The 26,086-nt window shown below is 61.3% G+C and carries 25 protein-coding genes, 1 tRNA gene and 1 pseudogene; 15 read left to right on the forward strand and 12 right to left on the reverse strand.

Going from position 1 to position 26,086, the window contains the following annotated elements:
- The 6 genes from KBY65_RS12780 to KBY65_RS12805 form a co-directional block, all read left to right on the forward strand.
- On the forward strand, nucleotides 1-1,256 hold a 1,256-nt coding region (locus KBY65_RS12780; RefSeq protein WP_255001825.1), incomplete at its 5' end, for a tetratricopeptide repeat protein.
- A 442-nt stretch (nucleotides 1,257-1,698) separates the two neighbouring features.
- Nucleotides 1,699-2,178 (forward strand): hypothetical protein, encoded by a 480-nt coding sequence (locus tag KBY65_RS12785; protein WP_255001826.1) that lies wholly within the window; start codon nucleotides 1,699-1,701, stop codon nucleotides 2,176-2,178.
- Between the two features lie 8 nt (nucleotides 2,179-2,186).
- The gene (locus KBY65_RS12790) at nucleotides 2,187-3,566 is read left to right on the forward strand and encodes a site-specific DNA-methyltransferase (RefSeq protein ID WP_255001827.1); all 1,380 of its coding nucleotides are present in this window, start codon (nucleotides 2,187-2,189) and stop codon (nucleotides 3,564-3,566) included.
- Between the two features lie 216 nt (nucleotides 3,567-3,782).
- Complete coding sequence (locus KBY65_RS12795; RefSeq protein ID WP_255001829.1) at nucleotides 3,783-4,412, forward strand: ISAs1 family transposase; 630 nt, start codon at nucleotides 3,783-3,785, stop codon at nucleotides 4,410-4,412.
- Nucleotides 4,403-4,939 carry an ISAs1 family transposase gene (locus tag KBY65_RS12800; protein WP_254988964.1) on the forward strand — a complete coding sequence of 179 codons (537 nt, stop codon included), beginning with the start codon at nucleotides 4,403-4,405 and terminating at the stop codon, nucleotides 4,937-4,939. Before KBY65_RS12795 ends, KBY65_RS12800 begins: the two co-directional genes overlap by 10 nt.
- A 122-nt stretch (nucleotides 4,940-5,061) precedes the next feature.
- A tRNA-Leu gene (locus tag KBY65_RS12805) sits at nucleotides 5,062-5,143 on the forward strand.
- A 684-nt stretch (nucleotides 5,144-5,827) separates the two neighbouring features.
- Here the strand turns inward: KBY65_RS12805 and KBY65_RS12810 are convergent.
- The 5 genes and pseudogenes from KBY65_RS12810 to KBY65_RS12825 all read right to left on the reverse strand — a co-directional run bounded on the left by KBY65_RS12810 (nucleotide 5,828) and on the right by KBY65_RS12825 (nucleotide 7,327).
- A complete protein-coding gene (locus tag KBY65_RS12810; RefSeq protein WP_255001830.1) occupies nucleotides 5,828-6,157 on the reverse strand; it encodes a hypothetical protein in 330 nt (109 codons plus the stop codon).
- A gap of 5 nt (nucleotides 6,158-6,162) precedes the next feature.
- A complete protein-coding gene (locus tag KBY65_RS14110; protein WP_409996648.1) occupies nucleotides 6,163-6,231 on the reverse strand; it encodes a hypothetical protein in 69 nt (22 codons plus the stop codon).
- Between the two features lie 254 nt (nucleotides 6,232-6,485).
- A complete protein-coding gene (locus KBY65_RS12815) occupies nucleotides 6,486-6,674 on the reverse strand; it encodes a hypothetical protein (protein ID WP_255001833.1) in 189 nt (62 codons plus the stop codon).
- Nucleotides 6,675-6,747: 73 nt separating this feature from the next.
- Nucleotides 6,748-7,032, reverse strand: a pseudogene (locus tag KBY65_RS12820) (transposase); the annotation flags it as partial.
- Nucleotides 7,033-7,132: 100 nt separating this feature from the next.
- Nucleotides 7,133-7,327, reverse strand: a complete 195-nt coding sequence (locus KBY65_RS12825) for a type II toxin-antitoxin system VapB family antitoxin (protein WP_255001834.1) — start codon at nucleotides 7,325-7,327, stop codon at nucleotides 7,133-7,135.
- A 462-nt stretch (nucleotides 7,328-7,789) separates the two neighbouring features.
- On the opposite strand from KBY65_RS12825, the gene KBY65_RS12835 reads away from it, so the two are divergent.
- On the forward strand, nucleotides 7,790-8,872 hold the full coding sequence (locus KBY65_RS12835; RefSeq protein WP_255001836.1) for an IS110 family transposase: 1,083 nt from the start codon (nucleotides 7,790-7,792) through the stop codon (nucleotides 8,870-8,872).
- Between the two features lie 102 nt (nucleotides 8,873-8,974).
- On the opposite strand, the gene KBY65_RS12840 is transcribed toward KBY65_RS12835, so the two are convergent.
- The 3 genes from KBY65_RS12840 to KBY65_RS12850 all read right to left on the reverse strand — a co-directional run bounded on the left by KBY65_RS12840 (nucleotide 8,975) and on the right by KBY65_RS12850 (nucleotide 10,562).
- Nucleotides 8,975-9,526, reverse strand: coding sequence for a hypothetical protein (locus KBY65_RS12840; RefSeq protein ID WP_255001838.1), 552 nt, complete (start codon nucleotides 9,524-9,526; stop codon nucleotides 8,975-8,977).
- 380 nt (nucleotides 9,527-9,906) lie between these two features.
- On the reverse strand, nucleotides 9,907-10,323 hold the full coding sequence (locus KBY65_RS12845; RefSeq protein WP_255001839.1) for a type II toxin-antitoxin system VapC family toxin: 417 nt from the start codon (nucleotides 10,321-10,323) through the stop codon (nucleotides 9,907-9,909).
- Nucleotides 10,320-10,562 carry an AbrB/MazE/SpoVT family DNA-binding domain-containing protein gene (locus KBY65_RS12850; protein WP_255001840.1) on the reverse strand — a complete coding sequence of 81 codons (243 nt, stop codon included), beginning with the start codon at nucleotides 10,560-10,562 and terminating at the stop codon, nucleotides 10,320-10,322. Before KBY65_RS12850 ends, KBY65_RS12845 begins: the two co-directional genes overlap by 4 nt.
- A gap of 259 nt (nucleotides 10,563-10,821) precedes the next feature.
- Between KBY65_RS12850 and KBY65_RS12855 the strand changes: the two genes are divergently transcribed.
- Entirely contained in the window at nucleotides 10,822-13,098 is a 2,277-nt protein-coding gene (locus KBY65_RS12855; RefSeq protein WP_255001841.1) for an AAA family ATPase, read from the forward strand.
- A gap of 24 nt (nucleotides 13,099-13,122) precedes the next feature.
- On the opposite strand, the gene KBY65_RS12860 is transcribed toward KBY65_RS12855, so the two are convergent.
- Complete coding sequence (locus KBY65_RS12860; protein ID WP_254988587.1) at nucleotides 13,123-13,644, reverse strand: hypothetical protein; 522 nt, start codon at nucleotides 13,642-13,644, stop codon at nucleotides 13,123-13,125.
- Between the two features lie 14 nt (nucleotides 13,645-13,658).
- On the reverse strand, nucleotides 13,659-14,498 hold the full coding sequence (locus tag KBY65_RS12865) for a M20/M25/M40 family metallo-hydrolase (protein WP_094560592.1): 840 nt from the start codon (nucleotides 14,496-14,498) through the stop codon (nucleotides 13,659-13,661).
- 151 nt (nucleotides 14,499-14,649) lie between these two features.
- On the opposite strand from KBY65_RS12865, the gene KBY65_RS12870 reads away from it, so the two are divergent.
- Nucleotides 14,650-15,030, forward strand: a complete 381-nt coding sequence (locus tag KBY65_RS12870; RefSeq protein ID WP_143592877.1) for a hypothetical protein — start codon at nucleotides 14,650-14,652, stop codon at nucleotides 15,028-15,030.
- Nucleotides 15,031-15,044: 14 nt separating this feature from the next.
- On the opposite strand, the gene KBY65_RS12875 is transcribed toward KBY65_RS12870, so the two are convergent.
- Entirely contained in the window at nucleotides 15,045-16,298 is a 1,254-nt protein-coding gene (locus KBY65_RS12875) for an ATP-binding protein (protein WP_255001842.1), read from the reverse strand.
- Nucleotides 16,299-16,501: 203 nt separating this feature from the next.
- On the opposite strand from KBY65_RS12875, the gene KBY65_RS12880 reads away from it, so the two are divergent.
- The 6 genes from KBY65_RS12880 (at nucleotide 16,502) to KBY65_RS12905 (ending at nucleotide 25,539) form a co-directional block, all read left to right on the forward strand.
- Complete coding sequence (locus tag KBY65_RS12880) at nucleotides 16,502-17,212, forward strand: vWA domain-containing protein (protein ID WP_255001843.1); 711 nt, start codon at nucleotides 16,502-16,504, stop codon at nucleotides 17,210-17,212.
- Nucleotides 17,209-17,961, forward strand: a complete 753-nt coding sequence (locus KBY65_RS12885) for a protein phosphatase 2C domain-containing protein (RefSeq protein ID WP_255001844.1) — start codon at nucleotides 17,209-17,211, stop codon at nucleotides 17,959-17,961. The genes KBY65_RS12880 and KBY65_RS12885 overlap by 4 nt, the downstream gene beginning before the upstream one ends.
- Nucleotides 17,958-19,997 carry a protein kinase domain-containing protein gene (locus tag KBY65_RS12890; protein WP_255001845.1) on the forward strand — a complete coding sequence of 680 codons (2,040 nt, stop codon included), beginning with the start codon at nucleotides 17,958-17,960 and terminating at the stop codon, nucleotides 19,995-19,997. The genes KBY65_RS12885 and KBY65_RS12890 overlap by 4 nt, the downstream gene beginning before the upstream one ends.
- Nucleotides 19,998-20,038: 41 nt before the next feature.
- The gene (locus KBY65_RS12895) at nucleotides 20,039-20,479 is read left to right on the forward strand and encodes a hypothetical protein (protein ID WP_255001847.1); all 441 of its coding nucleotides are present in this window, start codon (nucleotides 20,039-20,041) and stop codon (nucleotides 20,477-20,479) included.
- Entirely contained in the window at nucleotides 20,479-21,750 is a 1,272-nt protein-coding gene (locus tag KBY65_RS12900) for a hypothetical protein (RefSeq protein WP_255001848.1), read from the forward strand. The genes KBY65_RS12895 and KBY65_RS12900 overlap by 1 nt, the downstream gene beginning before the upstream one ends.
- A 267-nt stretch (nucleotides 21,751-22,017) precedes the next feature.
- On the forward strand, nucleotides 22,018-25,539 hold the full coding sequence (locus KBY65_RS12905) for a TM0106 family RecB-like putative nuclease (protein ID WP_255001850.1): 3,522 nt from the start codon (nucleotides 22,018-22,020) through the stop codon (nucleotides 25,537-25,539).
- A gap of 121 nt (nucleotides 25,540-25,660) precedes the next feature.
- Here KBY65_RS12905 and KBY65_RS12910 read toward each other — a convergent pair whose 3' ends face one another.
- The gene (locus KBY65_RS12910) at nucleotides 25,661-25,972 is read right to left on the reverse strand and encodes a hypothetical protein (RefSeq protein ID WP_255001851.1); all 312 of its coding nucleotides are present in this window, start codon (nucleotides 25,970-25,972) and stop codon (nucleotides 25,661-25,663) included.
- Between the last annotated feature and the right edge of the window lie 114 nt (nucleotides 25,973-26,086).

Below are 26,086 nucleotides of genomic sequence, written 5' to 3' on the forward strand. Positions count from 1 at the left end.
AGAAACTGACTGTGGCTCCAGCCCTCGCCCTCAGCCTGCGAGGCGATGCTCTGCCAGTGGCAGCGGATCCATGCCAACCGCAGCTGTCGCAACAGGATCGGCAGGGCGGCTTCCGCCGCCTGGGGCCTGAGCCGCTGGTACGTCTGGAAGACGCCGTGATGGAAGGCACTGCGTTCTCGATCGAAGAGGCCGGCTTTGATGCCACGCTGCTGCCGGAAGGCAGCCGCACCCCCGGCACCGAGGCCTTTCACCGGGCGGTGACCGACTACTTCCAGAAGTCCTACGCCTCCATGGGCGGCCAGCTGTCGGTGGTGTTCGCCGCCGGCCGGATCGAGGTGGCCTGGGAGCCCACGGCGCCGGAAGCTCCGGCGATGGCCTCCATCGGCCCGCTCCTGCAGCAGCGCCGGTTCGATGAAGCCCGGCCCCTGCTGGAAACCCTGCTGCAGCTGCAGCCTGAGCACCCCGAAGCCCTGTACAACCTTGGCGTGCTTTCCAGCGAAGAGGGCAAGCCGGAGGAGGCCCGCCTGCTGCTGCGCCGGGCGGTGGTGGCCAACGCCGGTGATGCCCATGCCCAGGCCAATGCCCAGGTGGCGCTGGCGCTGGCCGCGATGCGGCTGGGCGACAAGGCAGAAGCGCGCCAGGCCTTGGAGGCAGCAATCGAGCTGGAGCCGCAGAACAGCTTTGCCCTGCGCAGCCTGGGCAGCCTGCTGGTGATCGCCGGGGCCTTTGCTGCCGGCGTGGCCCGGTTCCGCCAGGCCCTGGCGGTGGCGCCCGACGATCTGATCTCCACCTACAACCTGGCCCAGGCGCTGCTGGAGCTCGATCCAGAGGAGCACCGCGATGAGGCGGATCGGCTGCTGCTGCAGGTGATCGAGGCCCAGCCCTACGGCGAGTTGGCGAACAAGGCCAAGGAGCTGCGGGGCAGCATTGCCGCACGCGATCTGCGCGCCGATCAGCCGGAGGGCCTCCGGCAGGACGCGGTGAGCTACTGCCTCCAGGCCCTTCAGCTGTTCGAGGGGATGGACCAGCAGCGCTTCATCGCGGTGCTCAGTGAGGTGGCGGCCGTGGGCCAGGGCGGGCTCCAGATCAATGAACCCGGCACCGCCCGCACCCTCAAGAACCTGCCCGGCAGCAGGAGCGACCTCGCCCTGGCCTGCCTGATCCATGTGGGCATGAAGCGGCTGACGCCGGATCAGGACTCAGGGCTGGGGATCGAGGCGGAGTACCAGGAGGCGGTGCGATTGCTGGGCAAGTAGCAAGGCTTACAGCCGAGGCCCAGGCGGAGGTGAGCTACATCAAAACCGGATCCTATGCGCCCAGCGCATAATTTCGGCCCTGATCGTGAAACCCCCAGAAGCAAGGCTGCGCCAGCCGTTGTCATGGGCCAGTTTTCGATGTGGCCTGACACACCCGTGAGCAGGTCATCAAGCACTAGAGGCAGAAACAGCAGCAGGGCTGGCCGACCTGTTCACCGCAGTGGATTCCGCCGCAACCGCCGAGGATCCGAAGGGCTGTTTGATCTCATCTCCGAACGGGTGATGGATCCTGGCCCTCAGCGCAATGGCATTGCCGATCCTTCAAGCCGTGGCCAGAGTAGGTCGGAAATCGTTAGCGCCCCACGTGAATACTAGAACAAGAGTACTATACGAGTGCTCCATTAAGGGCCTCACTCTTCATCTAGAGGAACGAGAAATAGACATGACATTTATCCTGGAGAATGGAAGGGCTAATTACATACTTTTTGAAAATCTTACGGGCATGCTTACTGGCCTTTCACAAAATAGCCAGGGAGGCAAGGCAGACCTTAAGGATGCATCTGGCTTGCAATATGAGGTAAAATCCTATCCCGACTTGGAAGCATACCCTGGCGATAGATTCGATTTGTTTCATACCGCTGCATCATCTACTTTTGGTCCCAACAACAAAGGCCCAGTAGTAAAACGGCTACTTGCAGAGGGTGACTATAAAGGTGCTCTGGCGGTGTGCAAAGAGGCTGGCTATGATCACACTGATTATTTTATTTATACAAATACAGCAAAGTTTCAGCCGTCTTCCCCGTTTCGATTTGTTATCATCAGCAAGGCAGATGTGCTTGGCATGCTAGAAGGTCACGATCCGCGGCTCATCTCTCGGCGTCGTATACTGGTCCAATGTTCTGAGGTCGTGAAGCTGTGCTGAATCCAAGCTTGCAAAACTCCTTGTTTTCAAGAGATGCAACCGAAGAGGAGGTCGCAGCATATCTTAAGGAATTGCCTTGGCAGGATAAATTCGACATCGATCCAGCTAGCTGCCTTGTAAGAGAAGAAGACCCTCGCATAGACTTAATACAAGGCGACAATCTTGAGGCCCTCAATAGGCTCAAGCCTTCAATGCTTGGCAAAGTTGATGTAATTTACATTGACCCCCCATACAACACGGGAGCCCTGCATTTTGCTTATGATGATAAGTTTGGGCCAAATGCTGATGCTTCTCATGCAGAGTGGGTCGCATTCATGCGGGCAAGGCTTACAATTGCCCGAGATGTGCTAGCGGAGAACGGCGTCATTTTCATTGCGATTGACGACAATGAGCAGGCCAGGCTAAGGCTCTTGTGTGACGAGTTGTTTGGCGAAGAAAACTTTGTTTGTCAATTTATCTGGCATAAAACAAGGAAAGGCAAGGCTCTATCCCGAGTTGCTCGCCAAGTCACTGAATATGTTTTATGTTTTGCAAAGTCAAAAAAGCTGCTTGGCAAGGAGGGTTTGTTCGGTAGCGAGCCTGGTGCAGATGTAGCCAACCCATTTCATCATCGTCCCAATAAGCCTCGGCTTATAACTTTCCCCCCCAATACAATACGAACATCAATGGATGACGGGGATTATCAGCCTGGCATTTATGGCGACCCCAATGATAGCCTTTCGGCAGAGGTAAAAAAGACTTTCACTATCAAGGATGGCTGGATTAGTACTGAACTAGAGGTTTTTGGGCGATTTAGGTGGACCCAAAGGAACTTAGATGCTGAATTGCTTGGAGGTGATGTTGAGTTTCACATTCGCAAGGGAAAGTTTAGGATTATCTTCTATAAGTCTAATGGCCATAAGGCCCCTTCCAGCCTTCTTGATGATCGATGCGGGGTGGGAACTTATGAAGAGGCATCAAAAGAGCTCGAGGCTATGCTTGGATGTCAAAGTTTTATTTACCCAAAACCTACCTCTCTAATTAAGTATTTGATCAAGGCTGTGACTATTAATAGGCCTTATGCACTTGTTCTGGATTTCTTTGCTGGCTCAGGTGTTACCGGTCACGCTGTAGCACAGTTGAACTCTGAAATAGGAGGCTACAGGAGCTGCATCCTCATAACAGATAACAGTGGAAAAATTAATGGTCGATTTGTTGAAGATGCTGGCGACCAGGGTATCTGTAGTGCTATCACTGCGGTAAGGCTAAAGAAGGCCTTGACAGGCGCATGGGCATCGGGGCAAGTGGATGGTTTGCCGGGCTCACTAGTTCATCGGAAAATAGCTCGTTATAGCTCTGATCTTAGTGAATTTTCTGAGGACGGCCAAGATCTTGTGCTTGCCGCCTAGTAACTTGGATCGTTTTTGTTGTATTGCCAAGTAAGAGTGCATTCATTCATGTGATCACTGTATTTTGTTATTCTTTAATCTAGGTGGTATTTATACTGGAATAGATCGCTATTCCAGGGCAATCGTCGTGCTACGCAGGGCCGCCTAAAAGTGTGACCACGGAAGCTGGCGGGGTCTGACAGCATTGGTTTTGGTCGGCGGGAATGGCTTACCTCCATGCCCCAAATCCCTGACGCCGCGGCTGATCAGCTTGGTTCCAGCGACTTGATCAGCTTTCTCAAGGCCATCCCTGATGGGCGGTACCGCCGCGGGGTGCGCTACCCGCAGTGGTTCCTGTTGCTGGTGGCGGTGCTCGGGATCCTGAGTGGCAGCAGGAGCTCCCGTGATCTCGAGGCGTTTGCCAAACGGCATCGGCAGGAGCTTAACCAGGCGCTGGGCCTGGATTTCAAGCGTTGGCCGTCGGACGCCACCTTCCTGTACCTGTTCAATAAGGCTCACCTGCAGACCTTTGGCGATGTGTTTCAGGCCTGGATGATCAGCCAGATCCCAGGCGGGGCAGAGGGTTTGGAGCAGCTGGTGTGCGACGGAAAGACGCTCAGAGGCTCAGCTGTGGAGACCGATGACGGCGGTCACCGGTTTGTCGCTCAGGTCACGGTCTATGCCCGCGCGCTTGGTGTCGCCCTGGCCCAAAAGGCCTACGACACCCACGAATCCAGCGAGCGTGTAGCTCTCAAGGAGCTGCTCAGCACCCTTGAGCTTGAGGGCACCTTGATCCAGGCGGATGCTCTGCACACCACGCAAGCGTTTTTCGCTGGTGCCTCGCCAAGGGGGCCGACGTGCTCCTGACGGTAAAAGCCAATCAGAAGACGCTGCTGCGCCAGATCCAGTGCCAGTTCCAAGGCAAGCGTCAGATCCCATTCACCGCAAAGGCTCAGGGCAAAAAGCATGGCAGGGACACCTTATGGGAGATGCGGGCCAAGGAAGCTCCGGATCACATCAAGGCGAACTGGCCTGGCGTCAGCTGGATCATCGAAATGATCAGCACCACCGTGTCCTGCAGAGGCCATCAGGTTCCACGGGCCCACTACTTCCTCACGAGCCTGAGGACAAAGCCAGAGGCCCTGCTACGACTGATCCGCCAGCGGTGGAGCATTGAAAACGAGTGGCACTGGCCGCGGGATACGCAACTGCACGAGGACGCACACCGCTACGCCAACCGCAACGGCGCGCCGCTGTTTGCGTTCCTGCGGACAGTGGTCATGAACCTGCTGCGCTACGGCGGCTACCGCTCAGTTCACGCGGGCCAGCAGGAACTGAGCCACGACATCAGGGGAATGCTCGCACTGGGAGGCGTGGTCATGAGCACGACATGAAATTACTTTTAGGCGGCCCTGTCGTGCTACGGGTGGGGGCTCCTGCGATAGCGAAATGTCTCGAGGGGTAGAGGGCCTTCATGGTACATTTAATTGAGCCTGCCTTGGTGGGCTTGCTCAATGCGGATGTGGTGGAATTGGTAGACACGCACGTTTGAGGGGCGTGTGGCTTCGGTCTTGCGAGTTCAAGTCTCGCCATCCGCATTTAACCTGTCTTATCTGCAAGAATTACGCTTATAACATCCGCACTTACTTCTATTGCTTTAAGGTTGAATATTTTACTCTGTATTGAGAATGATATCTTGCCTGATGTGACTTGCGATGGCTCAGAATTCGCTAATGACCTCGCTTGGAGCGGTGGCATCGCGTTCAACCAGTCTGGTAATTCCGGGAGCAAACTTGGCAATCAAGCCAGGCTGGGAGCAGAGTAGCTGTCCTTTTTTTCCCTAATCTGAAGCCGCAAGAAAAGGCTGCTATAAGCATCGGTCTTTTGGTAGAGCATTTCAGGGAACGGAGCATCCCTGTAGAAGTAGTTTCCCGTGATTCATGCCCTGGAGACATCCGCATCGTTGAATCGGGTGTCGAGAAGCTGGTTGAAGTGAAAATTGGAGTCGAAACATTTAAGCATGGGCGCTCTGGGTCTTCATCAAGTTTCTGGTTCAATCAAATACGTGACGATGGCTGCCATGAGATCATACTTATGTTTGCAACTCCAACTCATTTTGTTAGTTATCAATTTGCAAGGGAGTCTATTCGGAGGTTGTCTTCATATGACACTGGCCACGTTGGTACGGATGGTTTGTTTGAGGTTAAGGCTATATTTAATTCCCGGACATGCTTGCTCGACGAGCTGAACGCCCACGGTCGTATGATTGACGTAGTTGCTTATTAAACTGTGGGGCGGTGTGTTGATTTTGGAGCGTAGAAGCATCCTTTCATCCCGAAATACCACTGGTTGCCCTTTTTGCTCTGTGCATTTCCGGAGCCCTTCCCAGCTTTGTTTTTGGTGGAGCTGGGCGCGGCAATCAAAGTGGCGTCGATGATCGTGCCCTGCTTCATGGTCATGCCGCGCTGTTTGAGGTGAGCTTTCACCGTCTCAAAGATCTGCTCGCCCAGATCGTTCTTCTCCAGGTAGTTCCGGAACGCTAGGGTCGTCGACTCTTCTGGAATCCGGTCTCTGATCAGCTCGATTCCCGTAATCCGGCGCATGGTTGGCATCCACCTCACAGCGCCTCCTCAATGCCTGGATCGCTGAGGCTATACCACTGCTGCATCAGATGAATCTGCAGCATGGTGGCAAAGGGGGACCAAGGGCGGCCACCTTGCTAGCTATTCCTGGGGTAATAGGGCTCGATCAGATCGATATCGCCTGCCAAGGCACCACCTAATCCATCTCAACGAAAAAACTTCCCGCGCTTGGTGCGCTTCCTGGCCGTGGTCGGCTCGTTGTCACCGAATCCAAGCTGCTTGCCGCCCATCAATCCAGTCGTGGTTTTGGTTTACAGATCCATTGTCTTGCGCCTCGACTGGGTTTTCCAGAGTTTCCCTAAATTTCAGCTACTTTAGATGCTTGATGCTCCGACTCGATTGCATCACGAGTCATAGCTAGCTTATGAGAAAGATCTGTTGATTGGCGCAACAAATCTCCTATTATCAGAGACTGGATTGGAGTTGCTTTTCCAATTGCGCCTCTTAGGTCTTCAACGCAAAAAGCAGCACTGTCAGCGGCTTTCATGATTTGCTCTCTAAACTGGGGATCCATCTTGGGGTGTGTTTATTTTATTATTTCATAGCATTCGCTTACTTGATTAGGCAGCAAGCTCCGCATGCCTTAGCAGGCGCTCCGGCCTTGCCGTGCACTGGCAGACCGCATGCAGCACACGCTCGGTCATCGCTGCGAGATCGAATCGCCGATTGAAGCGGTAGCTGAATGCACCCAGGTAGCGATCAGCATACTTGTCAAACCGCAGAGCGTGGAATGTCCCGCTGAAACTGGTCTTCACGTTGCTGAGTACCGTATTAATCCAGCGAAATTCAGGCATCTCATTCGGATGCCGCCCATTCACGATCACGGGCTGATGGGTGCAACCCACTGATCAGATCCTGGCAAAGCTGAGCGCCGATCCGGAGTCGATGGCCACGATCACCGCAGGCCAGTTCGCCGATCCACCCACACAGACGTGTCAACCAGGATCAAGCGGCGCTCCGGCGGAGGGGGATCAGCTCCAGCGTGGGCTCACTGCCGCCCAGTGCCGCCAGGCGCCTGGCGCTCTCGCGCTGCACCAGGGCCCGCAGGGCTTCCTTCAGCAGGGCACTGCGCTCCAGATCGCCGCAGAGCTGCTCGGCCCTGGCCAGCAGCGCATCATCGAGCGTCACGGTGGTGCGCATGGTTCCGCCCTGCACTGGCATCACCCTGCACTGGCATCAGTTAGTCATCGTCTGATGATGCGATCGATGCGTCTACGGCCCCTGGCTCGCCGAGCTGATCGAGCGGCTCTCTGTGGATCTGCGGAATGCTTTCCCGGAGATCAAAGGCTTCTCGCCCCGCAACCTCAAGTGCATGCGGGCCTTCGCCAAGGGCTGACCTGATCCCGACCTTGCGCAAGCTGCCGCTGGTTCAACCCCTGCTGCCGCCATTGATGATTCCGGGACCCCACCATCACGGGTCTGACCCTTTTGTCGCCCGACCCGCCCCATCCCGGCGTGGTGTCTTTTGTCAGACCTGTCGGCCCGTGTGGTGGGGCAACCAGCCGGGGAGTCCCGTGACCTCATAGGAGTCCGACGTTCCCGTCCCGTCAATGGCCTGTCCGTCTGCCTGGCTGGTTGCACCCCCTTACGAACCCAGCCGCGATGAGCACAGCGACAGCCCCTGTCCCCGAGACCAGCACCGGCCCCGATGTGGTGATCGGCGTCGACACCCACAAGCACACCCACATGGCAGTGGCCCTGAGCGCCAATGGCGGCTGGCTGGGCAGCCTCAAGCTGGATGCCAAACGCAGCGGCTATCAGGAGCTGATGCGATGGGCTGCTGAGTTTGGCAGCAACCCTTTGTTTGCGGTGGAAGGCACCGGTTGCTACGGCGCCGGTCTTTGCCGTGCTCTGCAGACGGCAGGGCTGGAGGTGGTGGAAGTGAACCGTCCCGATCGCTCTACCCGGCGCCGACTGGGCAAGGACGACACGATTGATGCCGAGTCAGCTGCTCGCGCCTTCATCGCCGGCACTGCCCGCGTCATCCCCAAGGCCGGCGATGACCTGGTGGAGATGATCCGCATGCTCAAGGTGGTCAAGGATTCGGCCACCTACAACCGCACTGCCGCCCTCAATCAGCTGCACGCCATCGTGGTGACTGCACCGGCAGCGCTGCGGGAACGGCTGCAGCGGCTCACAGGGAAGGATCTGGTGGAATGCTGTGCAGGCCTGCGTTCTGGGGAGATGTGCACACCATTGGCAGCCGCCAAGATGTCCCTGCGCACCCTCGCCCGCCGCATCCAGCAGCTTGAGCAAGAGCTCGAAGACACCACTGCACAGCTGAATCGACTAACCATGCAGCACTGTCCGGAGCTGCGCAACACTTACGGCGTGGGTGTAGATATCTCCGCCACGTTGGTCGTGGCGGTTGGAGACAACCAGGAGCGGCTGAAATCGGAGGCCTCGTTTGCGGCTCTCTGCGGCGTCAATCCTCTTCCGGCCAGCTCGGGCAAGGTGGTGAGACACCGACTGAATCGCAGCGGTAACCGCCAGGCCAACTGCGCCCTGCACCGCATCGTTATCTGCCGGCTGCGGCGGCACCAGCAAACCAGGGACTACGTGGAACGCCGCACTGCTGAGGGCCGCACGATGAAGGAGATCATCCGCTGCCTCAAGCGATTTGTGGCCCGCGAGGTGTTCGGCATCCTGCGCGGTGGCCCCGCCGTTCGGACGGCAGCGGCCTGATCAACAGCCGGATTGGGTCAGTCACCCAGGCTCCCGCCGGAGCCGTTGCATGCCCCTCCAAGGCAGGCGGCGGCTCCGGCGGAACCAGAGCCGGCCGGCGATTCAGCTCTCGACGGGGATCAGCACGTCGAGTAGATCAGTCCGTAGCGGCTGGCCGGTTTGCTCTGGCACAACCAGAACAACGGCCTTGGCCTCGATCAGATCGCTTTCATTAGCGATGGCCTCGCCATCGGCCTCCCAGCTCTCCAGCGCCGCATCCAGCCAGCGAGCCTTGGTTTCCAGGAGAGCAATCGCATCGTCGGGGCTCCAGCGGGCCTCGCTGCCGCGACAGGGATAGCGCTGCAGAAGCTCCAGGATGCCGATCTCCTGCAGCTCAGGGGTGCCGGTGGGATCGCGCACCAGCACGGTGTCGGAATCGGTAGCGTTGTCGATCAGTTTCTGCTGCTCGTTCCGATCGTCGTCATCCTCGATGATCTGCCAGTCGTTGAGTTCGATGGCTCGCTCCAAGAGGGCCTGGATCTCATCCACCGGCAGTGGCGGCGCCGTCTTGGGTCGGGTGGGATGGTTGGCCAGCTGGATCAGGCCCTCTGCGGCATCGATGATCTGCTCCAGCGACATGTGCTCGGCCACCAGGGTGAAAGTGGTCTCGGTCAATTCATCGAGCGGTAAGCGCGGAGCATCCACGTCCTCTCGTACCCGATCGATGGCCTCCAGGAGAAGAAGCTGGTTCGATGTGGTGATCGGCTCCACAGAATGGTCAAGGCGGCATCGATTCCATCCTTGCCGACCTGCCTGGCTCCTTCATCACCGGGCAGCCCCCAGCCGATCACGCAGGTGAGATGGGGGGTTGACAGTCCATAGGAGTGTCTGACAGTCCTGGGTGCCGTCACAGCTGGGCAGGAACGCGGATCACCCGCTCCTTAACCACCATGCCCTACTCGGATTTGCGTGCGGGCTTCGGTCGGGGCGGCGGTGCCTCCTCGCTTTGGCGACACCCAGATCACCAAGATCCTGCAGCTGCTGCTGGCGGCTGGTTACGGCACCACCACCCGCGGCGGCAGGTTGAGCTGGCGGATGCGCCGAGCAAAACCACGATCGTCAAAGGAGGCGATCGTGTCGCAGTCGCGGCAACTGGCGTGATGCAGGGCGTCGGCGAAATCGAGACCGGATCGCAACCCGGACACCGCCTGCTCCAGGGCTGGGCGATCCTCCAGCTGCAGACAGGCGTGATGCAGCAGCTGATCGAACACCTCCAGCACCTGCTCCAACGGGAAGCCGTAGTAGCCCCGCAGCACCCACTCCAGTTCCAGAGCCACGGTCTTGGGCAGAAACAGGTCCTGGCCGGATTCGAGCAAGTCGCGCGCGGCCTCTCGCTGGCGCTGCGTGGCGTCATCGGCATCCGCTTCCTCCACGAAGTAGCGAGCCAACACATTGGTGTCGAGCCCGGTCATGGCCGCAGCAGGCTGGCCGGGTCGAAATCAACCGGCACGGGCGGGCGTTGGCTCTTGAGCAGGCCAAAGCCACTGGCGCTCATCGGTTGCTGGGGCTTGCAGGGCCGCACCTCGATGTGGTCACCCACCAGCTGGAAGCTGACGCGGCTGCCCCGGCCCAGCCCGAGCTGCTGGCGCAGGGCCTTGGGGATGGTGACCTGCCCCTTGCTGGTTATCGAACAGGTGCTGGAGACGTCCATGGCCCGACCTGCAGCGGTATTACCTGGTAAGGCTAGCTGAAGTACCTGGCGGTGCTCCCTCAGCAGCAAGGCCTCGGTAGCAGGATCCACGCCAACTTCGCCAGCCACGGAAGAGTGGAGCAAGACCTGCCGAACGTGCCGGATCTCGACCATCGCCCCGCTTGAATCCCAACAGGCGGCCAACACTGATCACCAGCGTCTGCCTCGTGGTTCGCAGGAGTCAGCATGAAATCGGCACTCCGGCGTTCAGGATGGAGCGATGACCCCAGCCCCCCTGCGCTGTCACCTGCTGATCGGCCCGCCCGGCAGCGGCAAGACCACCCTCGCCGGCCAACTGGCGCCCCTGCTGCAGGGCGGATCCGGCGAGCCGGCCCTGGTGCTCTCCACCGATGTGATTCGCGCTGAACTCTTCGGGGATGCCGGCGTGCAGGGCCCCTGGGATGAGATCCGCACCGTGATGCTGCAACGTCTGCAGACGGCGGTGGCGGCCGGCCGGCCGGTGATCATCGATGCCACCCACGCCCGCCGGCCCTGGCGGCTGCTCTACACCCAGCAGCTGCAATTGCCCCAGCCGGTCGAGTGGATCGGCTGGTGGCTCACCACACCCCTTGAGCAATGCAAGGCCTGGGCCTTGCGGCGTGATCGACCCGTGCCCGAGGCGGTGATCGAGGAGTTCCACGCCAGCCTCAACAACCGCTTCTTTCGGCCGGATCGGGCCGAGGGCTTTGCGGCGATCGTGACTCTCAACCCCGGCGGCGGAGAAGGCAGCGATGACGATCTGCGTGGGCGTTTAGCAGCCCTGGATGGCCGCATCCGCAATGCCCTCAACCGCCAGCGTGCTGTTACCCCCCAGCTGCACCGCTATTCACGCCTGCTGGATCTGGAGCGGCTGTTGTTTCTGCTCCGCCTGCTCACCAGTTTCAACGGCCTGGACGACAGCGATCCAGGCACGGCGGCCGAGCTGCTCAAGATCTGCAACCCACTGCCTCAGGGCGATGTGGCCGAACGCGCCGCTGCCTACCTCGGCAGCTGGAGCGAGGTGCACGGAGGCAACAGCGAGTGCTACGCCGATGCCACTGCCATCCGCGGCGACCTGGCCTGGCTGGAGGCCAATGGCTTCACGGGCCTCGACTGGCAGAGCGACCAGCCGATCGAGCTGGGCAGCGGCGGCCCCCCAGACGGGAGCAAAGTCAACGGCGGCCAGCCCGCCCTGGCGAGCCAGGAGGTGTTCCGGCGGGTGTTCACCCTGCTGCGCCACGTGCTCAAGTATCCATTCGATGCTCCAGAAGCCGCATCAGATCGGGAGCCATCGGAGCCGGAGACATCCGCCCCTGCTCCACCCAGGGCAAAGCGGGCCAAACGGGCCAACACGGAATTCGGCCCCTTCTACCGCCATCTGATCGACAACCTCCAGGAGATCGAGGGGAGCTACCGCCCCGACCAGGAAGCGGCTCTCCGCCATGACATCGAGCACGTTCTGACCCCCTACGGCTTCCTGCCCGCCGTGAAGGGCAAAGGTCGCCCCCACAGTCGCCGCCAGGGTTACGCGATCGGCACGGCGCTGCTGTCGGCCGATCAACTGCTGCAGGTGCACGCCCAGCTCAAGGCCTCTCAGGATCGCCTCAGTGATCAATCGCAGAAGCCTCTGCTGCTCACCCTTGAGGAGCGCCTCCAACGCGCTGGCATCCTCAGCGCTGATGGAACCCCCGACCGGCTGCGCCAGCCCCGGCGGGCCCTGGCGCACCGCTCATACACGGAAGAAAAGCCCGGCACTCTCTCCAGCCTGGAGCTGTCTCCCCGGGTGGAGCGGGCGATCCGCGACCGCCGCCGGGTGTGGTTGCGCCATACACCTGACGTGGTGGATGAAGAGCAGCGGAAACGAGGCGATGACGGCAGTTTCCGTGCCTGGCCCCTGCAGCTGATTTTTCACAACATCAGCTGGTATCTGGCCTTTGAAACCTCCCCGATCGGCGGCGACGGCCTCGGCCTGATCCGCGTGCTGCGCCTCGATCGGCTGGTGCTGACGAAAGAGGATGGCAACATCCGCCGCAACAGCGAGCAGGAGCACGCCCATGCCCTGGAGCGACTGGAGCGGCTGATGGACGTCTGCGGTGGCGTTTATTTCGGCGAGTCCATCGAGGACCAGCTGGCGGTGATGGCGCCTGCGCTGGGCCGCAGTGTCAAACCGCCATATCAGGTGCTGCGTTTTTCATGCACTGCCTGGGTGTTCAATCTGATCCGGGAAACACCACGGCGGTATCCGCTGGAGCACATCGCTTTCTCCAAGGCTATCCAGGGTGATGGCATCAAGGATCCGGGAACACGATGCATCCTCACCCCCAATCCTGCCGGTGACAGCCATCCCTATCCCGTGGAATTCCGCCTGCCCCATTGGACCGTTGCACACGACTGGGACCTGCACAACTGGCTGTTCCGCTGGGGCGCTGGCATCCGCATCGAGCAACCCATCGCCCTGCGAGAGAAACAGCTGCAGCAGGCACAAGAAGTGGTGGATCTGTATGGGCAGATGCCCTGATCCACCACCATCCACGCCTCAGCTCTAGAAGCAGTATTTGTTAAGCACGTAGAGCACCTCGTTTGGCTTGTCCTCCATCCAGAAGGCCTCTCGCTCGAGTGCTCTGAGGTTGCGACCGAATCGATCGACCTGCCTGAGATCACGCTCGCGAGATGCCGTTAGCACCATGGCGGAAGAGTTGATGCCAAAAGCGCTAATGGTTCGAAAGCCTCGCTTGCAGGCCTGAGCAACATGAACCGATTCATGCAGGATCGTTTCATTGATATGGCGCGCTGAATCCCCAAAACGAAGGATCCGGGATGTGCAGATTGTCAACTCACGCTTGTGGGTGTCGAAAAAACCATAGATATCCATTTTGTTGCAAACGGAGCCGTTCTCAACGATTCGCACCTTCTGCTGCACCAGCTGACGAACCTCCATCGCAACGGGGGTCAGATAGGCGACATAGTCCATAGTGTTGGCTGAACTCGACTGGATCAGGCCATCACAATCGAAACAGGCAGAATGCGTGAGGGGTGACGTGCGAACGACGCTCAATTGAGTCATTCAAACCTTCTCGCTCAGCAGCCCGAGATCGCCTCATCCAGCCCATCGATCACCGCCATCAGAAAGGGCAGATCCAGGGTGTCGATCGTGTCGCTGGGCTTGTGGTAATTCGGGTTCCGCATAAACGAGGTGTCGGTCACCATCATGGCGTTGTAGCCCGCATCCCAGAAGGGGCTGTGGTCGCTGAGGCGCACATCCGGCAGGGCACGGCCCTTGAAGGGCACAGGCAGCACCTTGGTTTTCACATGGGCTCCCATGCCAGCGCTGAGACCTGGCAGCAGGGCCGCAGCGCCGGTGTTGGCCACCAGGGCGATGAAGTCGCCGCGGTTGCCATACACGGCCTTCATGGCAGCCAGCGGGTAGCTCTGCTGCTCGGCGGTGTAGCCGAGCATCTCCAGGCTCAGCATCAGGTGCAGCCGCTGGCCCTGCTGACGCAGTTCAGCAGCCAGGGCCGAGCTGCCCACCATGCCCCACTCCTCCTGATCAAACGCCACCAACCAGATCGGCCGCCGTGGTGGCGTCATTGACCATCGGCGGGCCAGCTCCAGCAGCGCCGCCACGCCGGTGGCGTTGTCATCGGCGCCGGGAGAGCCCAATGGTCCGTCGTAGTGGGCGGCCACCAGCACCGGCGCCAGCTCGGTCCGCTGCCCAGGCAGTTTGAGGATCAGATTCACGCCCGCATCCGCTCCTTCCCCGAAGCGGTGCTGCTCCACCGAGCCATGCACCGCCAGCTGCTCGAGCAGATAGCTGCGCACCGTCATCAGGCCCAGTTCATCCCAGCGGGCATGGCGCGGACGCACCACCTGCTGGAGATCAGCGAGTAGCCGCTGCCGGAAGGTTTCCTGCTCTGACATCACGGGCACTGGCTGTTGCTGTGATCCTGAGGCGAGAAGAGTACTGATGGGGGAATTGACCTGCGATCGACGGCTGGTCGTTCGCAGCAGCACAGAAGCCATCCAGCTGCGTTGGATTGAGCCTGGAGGTCACAGCCATTGCCCCATGAAGTTGGCACGCGCCCCCGTCCCACTACTGATCGCCGCTTTGCTGGCCATGCCAGCTGGGGTCAATGGTCAGGTGGTCAGCGACTTCCCGGTCTGCACCAACTACCGCGAGCGCTATCAAGGCGGTGGCTACGACAACGATGGCAATTACGTGCCTGGCTTTGTCATGACCGAGCGCTTCAACATCGACTGCGGCACTGCAACCAATGGCGCTGGCTCCTACAGGCGCTACCAGGGCAATCCCCTCAACCCCAGCTGCAACCCAACACGCACGATCCTGGCGGGCACGCTGGGGGCGGGCATCGGTGCGGCCTTCAAGCGCTCCGCCAGGCGTTACACCGTGCCGATCGGCGCCGCTTTGTTCGGCTTGGCCTACAGCTGCTGAGCCTGGTGCGTGGCCTACGGCCCAAGGGCACCCACCGGCACCACCACGACCCCATCGGCACGGGGGTACCCGTACCCCTTTCCGCAGATCACGGCCAGAAATGCGGGTGAGCCAGAGCGCTGGCTATCGATCTGCTCTGAAAAGCGCTTGAGGTTGGCGGCGGCCTGCTCCACCTGGCCCTCGCCGAGCTTGATCTCGATCGCGCCCCAGCGCCCATCTCGCAGCTGCACGATCGCATCCACCTCCACGCCGTAGTCATCGCGGTAGTGCAACACCTCCCCGTCCAGGAACTGGCTGAGCACGCGCAAATCGCGGATCACCAGCGATTCGAACAACAGCCCGAACCACTCGAAATCCTGCAGCAATCGCTCCGGTGCAGCCCCGGTGGCGGCCAATGCCAGCGATGGGTCAACGAAATGACGCTTTGGGGCTTTGCGCAGTCGTGCTCTGGAGCGCAGATGGGGAGCCCAGGCGGCCTGATCTTCGATCACCATTAGCCGCTCCAACGCCTGCAGGTAGTCGGTCACGGTGCGCTCGTCCAGGGGGCCATCAGCACCACCTGCATCGGCGGCCAGCGTTGAGAGTTTCGCCTCAGTGGCGCAATGGCGGCCCAGGGAGCGCAACAGGGCCCCGACCCGCGCTGGATCACGGCGTCGATCATCCACCCGGCTGATGTCAACCTGCCGCACCTGCTCGAGATAATCGCGGGCGGCCCGGCTGGCGGCCTTCAGGGGCCGGCCCTGCTGCGCAGGCCAGCCGCCTCGGGCAATCAGCGCCGTGAGGTCCTGCACACTCATCCCTGGATCCGCAACGGCCTGCACCTCGCCAGCAAAGAGTTGCCGCAATGACACAGCGCCATTTGACACTCCGGATTCGAACAGGCTCATGGGCCGCATGCGCAGGAACCCGAAGCGGCCGGCGCCGGTGTGGCGGCTGGCATCGTCTGCCGGCACCGCTGAGCCGGTGAGCAGAAACTGGCCGGGCTGATCCGAGGCATCGACGGCCCTGCGCACCTGATTCCAGAGCTCGGGTGCCACCTGCCACTCATCCAGCAGTCGCGGCCTTGCTCCTTCCAGCACCAGCCTCGGCTCCACCGCGAGGACCTGCCGCGCCGCTTGATCGATGTCGAGCAGCACGCTGGAGGCGGCTTGCTGCGAGGCCGTCATCGTCTTGCCGCAGGCCTTGGGCCCTTCGATCACCACCGCACCGGCAGATTCCAGGAGCTCCCGCAGCTCGCCATCCACGATCCGGGGGCTGTAGGCAGGCACTCAGGGTCATCGATGCGGGAAACGCCGAAATCCTAATGCGGACATTGCAGGGCTTCTAATGGTGCTTTTGCTGGCGCAGTGATGCGGCTTTTGCTGGCCTGGTGCTCGGTCTTGCTCTCTGGAAAAAAGCTCGTGATTCGCAGGAGCCCTGCCCCTCCCGCCCCATCCCACCACGAGGATCCGACCAACAGCGCGATCCGACCTTGCTCTTCTCCAACCCCGAGGCCCAAAGCCTGCTGGCCAACCGCCACCGCCGCACCCCCTGCGTGCTGCTGCTCGACACCTCTGGCTCGATGGCAGGCGAGAAGATCAGCCGCCTCAATGCCGGCGTTCGCACCTTCCGCGATGACATCCTGCGCAACCCGATGGCCGCCCAGAGCGTGGAGCTGTGCGTAATCAGCTTCGGGCCGGTGCAGGTGCAGAGCGAATTCACCCTGCTGCGCGAGATGCCGGCGCTGCACCTAACCGCCGATGGCGTCACCCCGCTCAAGGAAGCGCTGGAGCTGGCGATGCTCAAGGTCACCCAGCGCAAGCAGAGCTACCGCGACCACGGCATCAGCTACTACCGCCCCTGGATCTTCCTGCTCACCGATGGCGAGCCCACCGACAACAACGGCGGTTTTTCCAACAACTACCGCCAGTTGATCCAGCCCCTGGAGCTGGCGGCCCAGGAGCGCAAGTTCACCCTGTTCACCGTGGGGGTGGGAGTGAACGAGGAGGGTCGAGAGGTGCTCAACGCACTCAGCCGACCGTTTGGTGGGCGCTGCCTCGATCTGGACAACCTCAAATTTGAGGAGATGTTCCTGTGGCTCTCGGGCAGCCTCAGCCGCGTCTCCCAATCCAGCCCCGGCGAGCGGGTACAGCTGGTGGATCCCATCGTTGGCGATGAGCTCTACGACGGCTGGGTGCTGTGAATCCCCTGCCCCCAGCCGCCCCACCCCGGGTGGTGGGCGCCCGCTGGCGCGGCGAGGGCCACGCCGCTCGTCAGGAGCCCTGCTGCGATGCCCTTTGGCTCCCGCCATCCAACCCACGGCTGGGTGGATTCGTGATCTGCGATGGGGCCGGCGGCACCCCAGCGGTGGCGCGCTCGGCCCAGCTCTCAGCCCGCGCCGGCTGGCAGGCACTGCTGCTGCTGCGCCGCCAGCTGGCTCGCCCGGCCCGCAGAGCCCACCACCAGAGCCAGGTGCATCTGCAGCACTGTTTTCTGCAGGCCTTCTGGCGTCGCCGCCGTCCCGGGCCGATCGCGGATCACACCCTGCTGGCCTGCCTGTGGGACCGGCAGCGGCTGCTGATCGCCCAGGTGGGCGACACCACCCTGTTGCTGCGCCGGCAGGGCCGTTGGCAACTGCCGCTGCCGCCGGCGCGGGGCGAATACGCCAACGAGACCACCTTCCTGCGGCCCACCACCCCGGCCAGCGCCGTAGGCCTGTGGTGGGCGCCAGCCCAGCAGATTGAGGCGGTGATCGGCTTCTCCGATGGTCTGGAGGCCGCGTTCCTGCAGGAGCAGCAGCCCAATGGCCCGCTGGCCGACCTGGTGCTCCAGGCGCACCGGCAGCACCTGGGCTGGCGGGGTTATCCAACCTGGCTGGCCAACTCCCTGGCCGATCCGGCCCTCGCTGCCCTCAGCGATGACGACCGCACCCTGGTGGTAGCGGCGCGATGAGCCAACGGGCGTTCATCACAGGCGATGGCCGCAGCGTGGTGTTGCCGGCTGGCCGCACCGGCCGCATCGGCGCCGGCGGGCAGGGCCAGGTGTATCTCACGCAGCTCGGCGGCCAGCCGATCGCCGTGAAGCTCTGCCGCCAGCTCGAGGAGGCGCGGCTGATCGCCTTGCAGCGCCTGGAGCCAACCTGCGGCACCATCGCCACCCTGCCCCAACAACGGATCTACCACTGCCGCGATGGTCAGCGCGGGGCACTGGCGGGCTATGCCATGCGCTACGTGGAGAGCAAGCGCAGCGTCTCAGCCGCGCGGCTCTTCAACTTCGAGGAGATCGCCGGCCTGCAGCGTTTCACCTGGAAGGACGCGGTGCTGGCGGCCCTGCGGCTGGCCGAATCGGTAGCGCAGCTGCATCGCTATGGGCTGGTGATCGGCGACCTCAATCCTGAGAACGTGCTGTTTGAACAGCAGGGCCAGGCGGCCGGCACCAGCACCTGGCGAGCGGTGATTCTCGATAGCGACAGCTTTCAGATCGCCAGCAGCGCTGAGCGCTTCCACTGCCCGGTCAGCCGGCCGCCCTACACCGCCCCGGAGCTGATCGGTGCCGACTTTGCGACCACCTGGCGCGATGCCAGCAGCGATGCCTACGCCCTGGCGGTGATCGTCTACCTGCTGCTGCTGCACGACCACCCTTACGACAACGCGCTGCTGCAGGCGGAGCCCGAGCTGGAGGTGACGGCCCGGATCCGCCGCGGGCTTTATCCCCATGCCGCCATGCCGGCAGCGGGCCTGCGGCCTGGGCCCTACCGGCCGGCACCAGCGGCGATCAGCGAGGCGATGGATGCCGCCTTCCGGCGCAGCTTCTGCTGTGAACCGGCTCTGCGGCCCACTGCTGCGGAGTGGATGCTGCTGCTGCGGGATCTGCACAGTCAGGTGGTGGCCTGCAGTCGCAATCCGCGGCACCAGCACGTGGCGGGCCGCGACTGCCTGTGGTGCGCGGTGGAGCAGCGCATCGGCACCCCGATCAGCCGTTACAGCCCTGCCCCAACCAGCGCCAAGCCGCTGGCCACGCAGCAGACACCAGAGCAATCGAGTCAGCCAGCCCCGGCAGACCCCCAGGGCAATGGGCTGGAGGCCCTGCGCGATCAGCTGCGGCTGGCGCGCGACCTGGTGGAACGCCGGGCTGTGCTGGTTGAGCAGCTGCTGCAGCTTGAGCCGGTGCTGGTTGAAATTGCGGAGCGTTGCAGCAGCCCGGAGCAGCTAGTGGATGAGCAGGCCGTACTGGAGCGACTGAGCGGGCTGCGCAATCGCATCAGTCGCTGGCTGGGGCACCGCCAGAAGGTGGAAGCCCGCCAGCGGCTCGCCGATCAACTGCTTGAACTGGCCACCAGCAGCGCCGCGAGCACCCTGCAGCAAAGTCGAGAGCTGGAGCAACAGCGCCACCAACTGCTGAGCCGGCTGGCTGGCAGTTGCACAGCGCAGCTGGCTGCACGCCTGCCCCTGCAGGATCCCGAGCGCACCGCCACGGCCCTCCATCGCCAAGCTGCCAACCACCGACAGCAGCGCTGGTTGCAGCAGCAATTGGCACAGCAGCCGTTGCGCTCCTGGCGCATGGAGGGCTTTGGCGAGGGGCGCATGGCGCTGCTGGAGCGCCATGGATTGGAGCAGGGCGACCAGCTGCTCGAGCGGATTGACCAGCTCACCAGCCTGGCTGGCATCGGCCGGGGCCTCCAGCAGCGTCTCCGTCAGCAGTTGGAGAACGAAATCCAGACCCTGCAGGCACAGATGCCTGAGCACCTCGCATCGCCTCAGATCGCGTCTGCTCTGACTGACCTGCTGGGGCCGGAGACGCTCGCATTGATCCACACGCAGCAATCGCTGATCGATGCGTTGCAGGCCGATGCAGGCGCCCTAGCGATCCGTTGCCGGGATCTCAATGAGCAGATCACCTTCAGCTACCAGCAGCGCGATGCGCTGCAGCAAGCCTTCAACCAGCTCTTCTCAGATCCGTCGTTCGCGCAAGAGCGATCGACCTGTTGATGGATCGCGGCGATGCTGTTGCCATCGCGATCGGAGGTGACATGAGCAAGCCCAGTGATTCCGCCGGCCGGGGCCGTTACCGCTACCAGGGCGGCAAGCCGGTTGATCCCAATGCCGGTGTTCATCCGGAGATGGCCGCTGATCAGGCCGATGCGCCGGTTGGCGCTGGCATCCCCAGTACCCCACAGGAATTGATCGCCATGCAGGAGAACAAGCCCGAGCGGCCGGAGAAGCCCGAGCGCCAGCAGAGCGCCAAGGTGAAGGAGGTGCTGGATCTGCTCGAGAAGCTGGACACCAGCGCTGCAGAAGATCAACAGGTCGCGCTGGCCCTGGTGCGCAAGCTGGAGACCTTCCACGATGAGGTGGTGGACGAGATGAAGGGCGACGCTGATGCCAAGCACACCCAGCTCGTCAGCTGGGCTGTGGATGCGGACAGGCTCTACAGGTCCCGCATGTTGCTCGAGAGTGTGGATCTGGAGTGATGGGTCAGCTCTACGCCACGGCCAGCCTGCGCCATTTGGCCCAGCGGCGACGTCTGGGCTGGCTGGCTCAGCAATTGCCCCAGCCGCACGCCGATGGTGCCGGGCTGTTGCGGCGGCTGGCCGCCAGTGGCGCTGGTCTGCCGCTGGAGACGCTTGGGGTAGCGAACGCGCAGGCACTGCTTCTGCAGCACTGGGCCACTGACTCGGCGCCGTCAGCGACTCGCGCGGCACTGCCGTTTGCGTTTGTGGAAGCGATCAACCTGGAGCTGAGCTACAGCTGCAACCTGGCCTGCAGCCATTGTCTGCAGGAGCCTCTGCGGCCCAAGGGCGCATCCACCTGGTTGGATGTCTCCACCGTTCGCCCATTGCTGGAGCAGGCCCAGGCCCTGCAGTTGCTGCGCCGCGGACTGAATCTCACCGGTGGTGAGGTGATCGCTACGGGCAGCCCCGTGCTGGAACTGTTGGCGTTGGCGCAGCAGCTGAACATCCCCACCCGGATGAACACCAACGCCTGGTGGGGGCTGCAACAGCAGATCCGCGTTGGCGATCACTGCTTTGCCGATGACGCCGCCTTGGTGGGAGCGCTGCAGCAACGGGGCCTTGGCAGGCTGGCCCTCAGCCTGGATGATCGCTACCAGCAATATCCACAGCTGCTGGAGAGTGTGATCCGGGTAGGCACCCTCTGCCAGCTCGCGGGCCAGGCCATCGAATTTGTCGCGACCGACGCCGAGCCAACCCTCCTGAAGCGGGTGCAGCTCCAGCTGCCTGCAGCCTTGATCACGCCCATGGAACAGGTGGACATTGGGGCTGCCCAACCGGTGCAGCAACGCCCCATGAGACGCGGCAATGTGGCACGACTGGCTGCGTTGTCGCACTGCGCAACGGCAGGTTTTTACCGGCCCAGGTATCTGCATGTGACACCGGATGGGGGAGTCCGCAGCTGCCTCTATGCGCCAGGCGGTGGCTGGCTGGGCAACCTCCACCATCAGAGCTTGATCGAGATCTTGAACGCCGCCGCCGCCAACCCCGTGGTGCAGCTGTTTGACAGTGGCGAACTGGAGGCGTTTGTGGCTGAGCACCTGACCCCTTGGCGCCATCTCTATCGCGCTCTGGACCATGGCTGCACGGCCGCAGCCTTGATTGCGCGATTGGCAGAACAGCTAAGTAGGCAGCAACAAAGTGCAGCCAAGCCCCTATATCCAGAGGAGCTTGAGCAGCTGCACCGGCGCCTAGCCAGAGAGATGGGGCTTGAGGCTGTGATGCAGGCTTGATCTATCTGGTCTGCGTTGGGATCTACAAGCCTCTGCCATGAGCTGCCCGGGAGGCATCAAGCAACCCTTGAACTGTTTGGGGCTGCTTGGTGATGTCCTTGCTGACCCGGGCTCGCCAAGGCGATCTCGCGCGAATGGCCCTCACTTCGGTATGCAAAAACTGCATTAATTCCGAACGGAGTCGTCGTTCGCACCAGAGCAGCTGCACCAGTCATGCGGATCGACGATGCTGAAACGGTCTTGCACTTCCCATCGACAACACACTGCATGTCGAACCGCCTGATCACTCCGTCTCAGCTCGCTTTGTTCAGCCGCAGCCCGGTGATCGGTGCTTGGTGGGAGGAGGTGCATGCCACCACACCGGATCGGGCCCCAAGGCCAGCCACCAAGGCGTTGGAGCAATTGTTGTTTGACGCGGGCCTCGAGCACGAGAAAATTCTGATTGCTGAGCTCAGGCGCGATGGCAAAACCATTGCCGAGCTCAGAGGCAAGCAGGAACAGGAGGACTACGACGCAACGCTGGAGGCGATGCGCTCTGGCGTTGATTACATCTGGCAGGCCTCGCTGCGCAACAACGAGATGCGAGGTTCGGCCGATTTGCTCGAACGGATCGAGCGGCCTTCCAGCCTCGGTGCGTGGAGCTACATCCCGATTGAGTGCAAGCTCTCCAGCCACTCCAAGCCGATCTACCTCGTTCAGGCTTGTGCCTACTGCGAGCTGCTTGAGCCAATCCTTGGCCAACGTCCTGAAGATTTCAAGCTGTACCTCGGCAAACGACGCTTTGAACCCTACGCGTCGGATCAGTTTTGGAGCTGGTATGAGCAGCTGCGCCAGCGCTACCGCGACTTTCGCGCTGCCTTTGATCCCAATCAGCAGCCAGAGCATGCACCTGGTGATCACGGCTTGTGGGAGCCGTTCATTCAGGAGCGCCTGGAAGCCAAGCGCGATCTAACTCTGGTGGCTGGCATGCGCCAGAGCCAGCGCCGCAAGCTTCTGGCGAGCTCGATCACCACGATCGATGCGTTGGCCGCCTGGCCAGACGACAAACCTGTCTCTGGCTTGGACCCGGCGATGCTGGCCCGGCTGCGGGATCAGGCCCGCATCCAGATCGCCACTGAGTCCCGCACGGATGATCGCCCGGCCCATAGGGTTCGCCCTCTTGAGCAGCAGAGCCGTGGTCTGGCGATGCTGCCGGCGCCGGATGCCGGCGACATCTGGTTTGACATGGAGGGCTTTCCCAATCCGGTGAGCGGCGAGAAGCTGGAGTATCTCTTTGGTGCTTGCTACAGAGACGAACAGGGAGAGCTCAAGTTCGCTGATTGGTGGGCGCACTCACCAGACGAAGAGAAGCAGGCCTTTGATGACTTTGTGCAGTGGGTGCAGCAACGCCGCGAACGTCACCCGAACCTGCACGTCTACCACTACGCCAGTTACGAGAAGACCGCCCTCGGCAACCTGGCCTCCCTTCACCAGATCCACCAGGCGGAGATCGATCAGTGGCTCCGTGATGAGCTACTGGTCGATCTCTACACGATCGTGCGCAACGGACTGTTGGTGGGTGCCCCCAGCTATTCAATCAAGAAGGTGGAGCGCCTCTATGGAGGGCCGAGAGATGAGGAGGTCGAGAATGCTGCCGATTCGGTAGTGCAATATGCCCAGTGGCTAAAAACTGGGGATCCTCAGATCCTGAAAGACCTCTACAAATACAACGAGAAGGACTGCCAGGTCACCGAGGGGCTGCACCGCTTCCTGCTGGACTTGCCCGAGAAACAGCCCATTCCCCCAAGGGCCAACAAATGGGGAACTGCTGCGACAGATGCCGCAGAAGAGAAGGCAACCACGGCCTATCAGAAGGATTTGGAGCTTGCCGGCCGTGAGCTGCTGCAGGAGTTGCCCGCCACGCTTGACAACGAAGAAGCCCAAGGCCCCCGCGGTTTGAGCTGGCGACTCCAGAGGCTGATCGGCCAGCTGATCGACTTCCAAGAGCGGGAAGGAAAGGTGGAGTGGTGGGAGTTCTTCCACCGTCTGCAGATGACACCGGAAGAACGGGAAGACGACAGTGAGGTGATTGCCGGAGCACGACTGGAGAGCGTCGAGGCGATCACGAACCAATCCAACGGCTATCGCTATCGCTTTGATGCCGAGCAGCCCCTAAAGCTGTCCGCCAAGGCCAGTTTCAATCCACAGTTTGCTGTGGTGCCCCTGCAGCGTGATGGCGAACGACTCCTACCGCTTCCTCACCTGATCAAGGAGGAGAAAAAAGCGCTTGGCCTGGAAGGGGTGCTTGATGACGACAGGCCAGATGAGGTGATGCTCAGGCTGAGCCACAAGCTGCTGGCAGAACTCAAAGAGGGGGGCCTACATGGTGGTGATCTTCCCCGCCAGGCAGATCTGGTGCCGCTGCCCAAGCAGATCTACAAGCGCATGCTGGGCCACCTGGTGCGCCTGGCCCAGGGCTGGGTGTTTGAGCGCAAACCCCTGCCAGAGCCGCTGCTGCACCTGCTGGAGCGCCGCCCGATCCCTGAGCTGCCAGCACTGAATCAGCGCATCCGCCAAGCACCGGGCACAGCAGCCCAGGAACTAGCGGCCTATCTGGCAGATGCCGACGGGATGGGTCTCTCCTTACAAGGCCCGCCTGGTACCGGCAAAACCACCGTCACCGGCGAGCTGATCGCCACGTTGGTGCAGGGCGGCAATCGGGTGGTGGTCAGCTCCACCACCAATGAAGCGATCAACAACGTGTTGCGCAAAGTGCAGGAGTGCCTCGATCAAAACGGCAGCTCCGCTTTGGTTGTGAAGGCCTCAAGCACCAGCAGCCACAAGGCGGATATGGCCTCCCTGGGCGGTAGCAAAGCTCAGGCCTTGAAGGAGGCAGATCTGCCGCCCAAGCCTGAAGTTCTGGGCGCCACGGTGTACACCCTGGTGAAAGACACTTACGACGGTGCTCCCTTCGATCTGCTGGTGATCGATGAAGCCGGTCAGGTGACACTCAGCAACCTGCTCTACCTCAGCCGGGTCGCACGCAACATCCTGCTGGTGGGCGACCAGCAACAGCTCTCCCAGCCGAATCGGGCCAAACATCCAGGCGAGAGTGGCCTGAGCTGCCTCGATTACGTGATGGCCCACCATGCCGTGGTTCCTCAGGATCGCGGCGTATTCCTGGCCACGAGCTGGCGGATGCCTCCAGCCCTGACCCAGGTGGTGTCTGAACTTTTTTACGACGGAGAGCTTCAGGCATCCAACGCCAACAGTGCCAACACGGTGCAATGGGCTGGTCAAGCCCAGGGGCTGTTGTATGAGGCGGTTCCGCATTCCGGCAATAGCACCGTCAGCGACGAGGAGGTGGAGCACATTGCTGCACTGGTAGAGCAGCTCCATGGCAAGCCCTATTGGAGGGCCCGGCTCGTGAACGGCCAGCTGAAAACCGTTGAGGGCGTACTTACCGGCAAGGACATCCTGATCACGGCTCCCTACAACATGCAGGTCAACCGCCTGCAGAAGCGCCTTGGCAACAAGGCCCGCATCGGCACCGTGGATAAATTTCAAGGCCAGGAAGCGCCGGTGGCGATTCACTCGCTTACGGCCAGCGATGGCGAGAGTGCACCACGTGGTTTGGATTTTCTCCTGGAACCCAACCGCATGAACGTGGCCATCAGCAGGGCCCAATGCCTTTCGATCGTGGTGGGTTCACCAGAGCTCGCTACTGGCATCAGCACCAGCATTGCCAACGTGCAGCGACTCAACCGGCTTTGTCGCCTGATGGCAGTAGGTCAGGGCGAGGAGCGTTGAGCGATGACCAACACAATCGGACTGTTTGTGCACAAATGAAATGCATTTACGACAGCTTGGGACTTGTTGAGGCGGCAAATCCTCATCCCTAGCCGTCCATCATCTCATGGAACTTTATGAGTTATGGCCTGAGTACCATGAGCTGATCGGGCAGCTTCTTATCGCCCCGCTGAACAGTTACTTCGATCAGAGGTGCGGTTAACGGATTGAAAATAAAGTCATCCGATGATTCATCATCTTCATCATCCTCGCTCAACTGATCGGTTTCCCATTCTGCTCCACAGCCAAATGCCAGACAGGCATCAGTTGATTCCTGGATCGCTATTTTGCCTGCCGAATAGCTCTCCTGAAGATCATCAGGGCTAATCCATGTTGCCTCAAGATCCTTTTGGCTAGCCGCCTTTGGCACCCATTCTGGATCTTGATTACCCATAAGCCTCCGCGACCCTGAGATCCCGCTCGGAGCAAGGCATGCAGCAGCAGACCGCATTCGCGATGCGTTCGGTCATCGCAACCATCGAAAAGCGCCGGTTGAAGCGGAAGCAGA

It is taken from the genome of Cyanobium sp. Alchichica 3B3-8F6 (assembly GCF_024346435.1).
In the GTDB taxonomy this organism is placed as follows: Bacteria; Cyanobacteriota; Cyanobacteriia; order PCC-6307; family Cyanobiaceae; genus Cyanobium_A.

Coding starts and splice junctions, on each gene's coding strand:
- KBY65_RS12785 (WP_255001826.1), top strand. CDS start 1,699: ATGACATTTATCCTGGAGAATGGAAGGGCTAATTACATACTTTTTGAA.
- KBY65_RS12795 (WP_255001829.1), top strand. CDS start 3,783: ATGCCCCAAATCCCTGACGCCGCGGCTGATCAGCTTGGTTCCAGCGAC.
- KBY65_RS12810 (WP_255001830.1), bottom strand. CDS start 6,157: ATGCCAACCATGCGCCGGATTACGGGAATCGAGCTGATCAGAGACCGG.
- KBY65_RS12815 (WP_255001833.1), bottom strand. CDS start 6,674: ATGAAAGCCGCTGACAGTGCTGCTTTTTGCGTTGAAGACCTAAGAGGC.
- KBY65_RS12825 (WP_255001834.1), bottom strand. CDS start 7,327: ATGCGCACCACCGTGACGCTCGATGATGCGCTGCTGGCCAGGGCCGAG.
- KBY65_RS12835 (WP_255001836.1), top strand. CDS start 7,790: ATGAGCACAGCGACAGCCCCTGTCCCCGAGACCAGCACCGGCCCCGAT.
- KBY65_RS12845 (WP_255001839.1), bottom strand. CDS start 10,323: ATGACCGGGCTCGACACCAATGTGTTGGCTCGCTACTTCGTGGAGGAA.
- KBY65_RS12850 (WP_255001840.1), bottom strand. CDS start 10,562: ATGGACGTCTCCAGCACCTGTTCGATAACCAGCAAGGGGCAGGTCACC.
- KBY65_RS12855 (WP_255001841.1), top strand. CDS start 10,822: ATGACCCCAGCCCCCCTGCGCTGTCACCTGCTGATCGGCCCGCCCGGC.
- KBY65_RS12860 (WP_254988587.1), bottom strand. CDS start 13,644: ATGACTCAATTGAGCGTCGTTCGCACGTCACCCCTCACGCATTCTGCC.
- KBY65_RS12865 (WP_094560592.1), bottom strand. CDS start 14,498: ATGTCAGAGCAGGAAACCTTCCGGCAGCGGCTACTCGCTGATCTCCAG.
- KBY65_RS12890 (WP_255001845.1), top strand. CDS start 17,958: ATGAGCCAACGGGCGTTCATCACAGGCGATGGCCGCAGCGTGGTGTTG.
- KBY65_RS12895 (WP_255001847.1), top strand. CDS start 20,039: ATGAGCAAGCCCAGTGATTCCGCCGGCCGGGGCCGTTACCGCTACCAG.
- KBY65_RS12900 (WP_255001848.1), top strand. CDS start 20,479: ATGGGTCAGCTCTACGCCACGGCCAGCCTGCGCCATTTGGCCCAGCGG.
- KBY65_RS12905 (WP_255001850.1), top strand. CDS start 22,018: ATGTCGAACCGCCTGATCACTCCGTCTCAGCTCGCTTTGTTCAGCCGC.
- KBY65_RS12910 (WP_255001851.1), bottom strand. CDS start 25,972: ATGGGTAATCAAGATCCAGAATGGGTGCCAAAGGCGGCTAGCCAAAAG.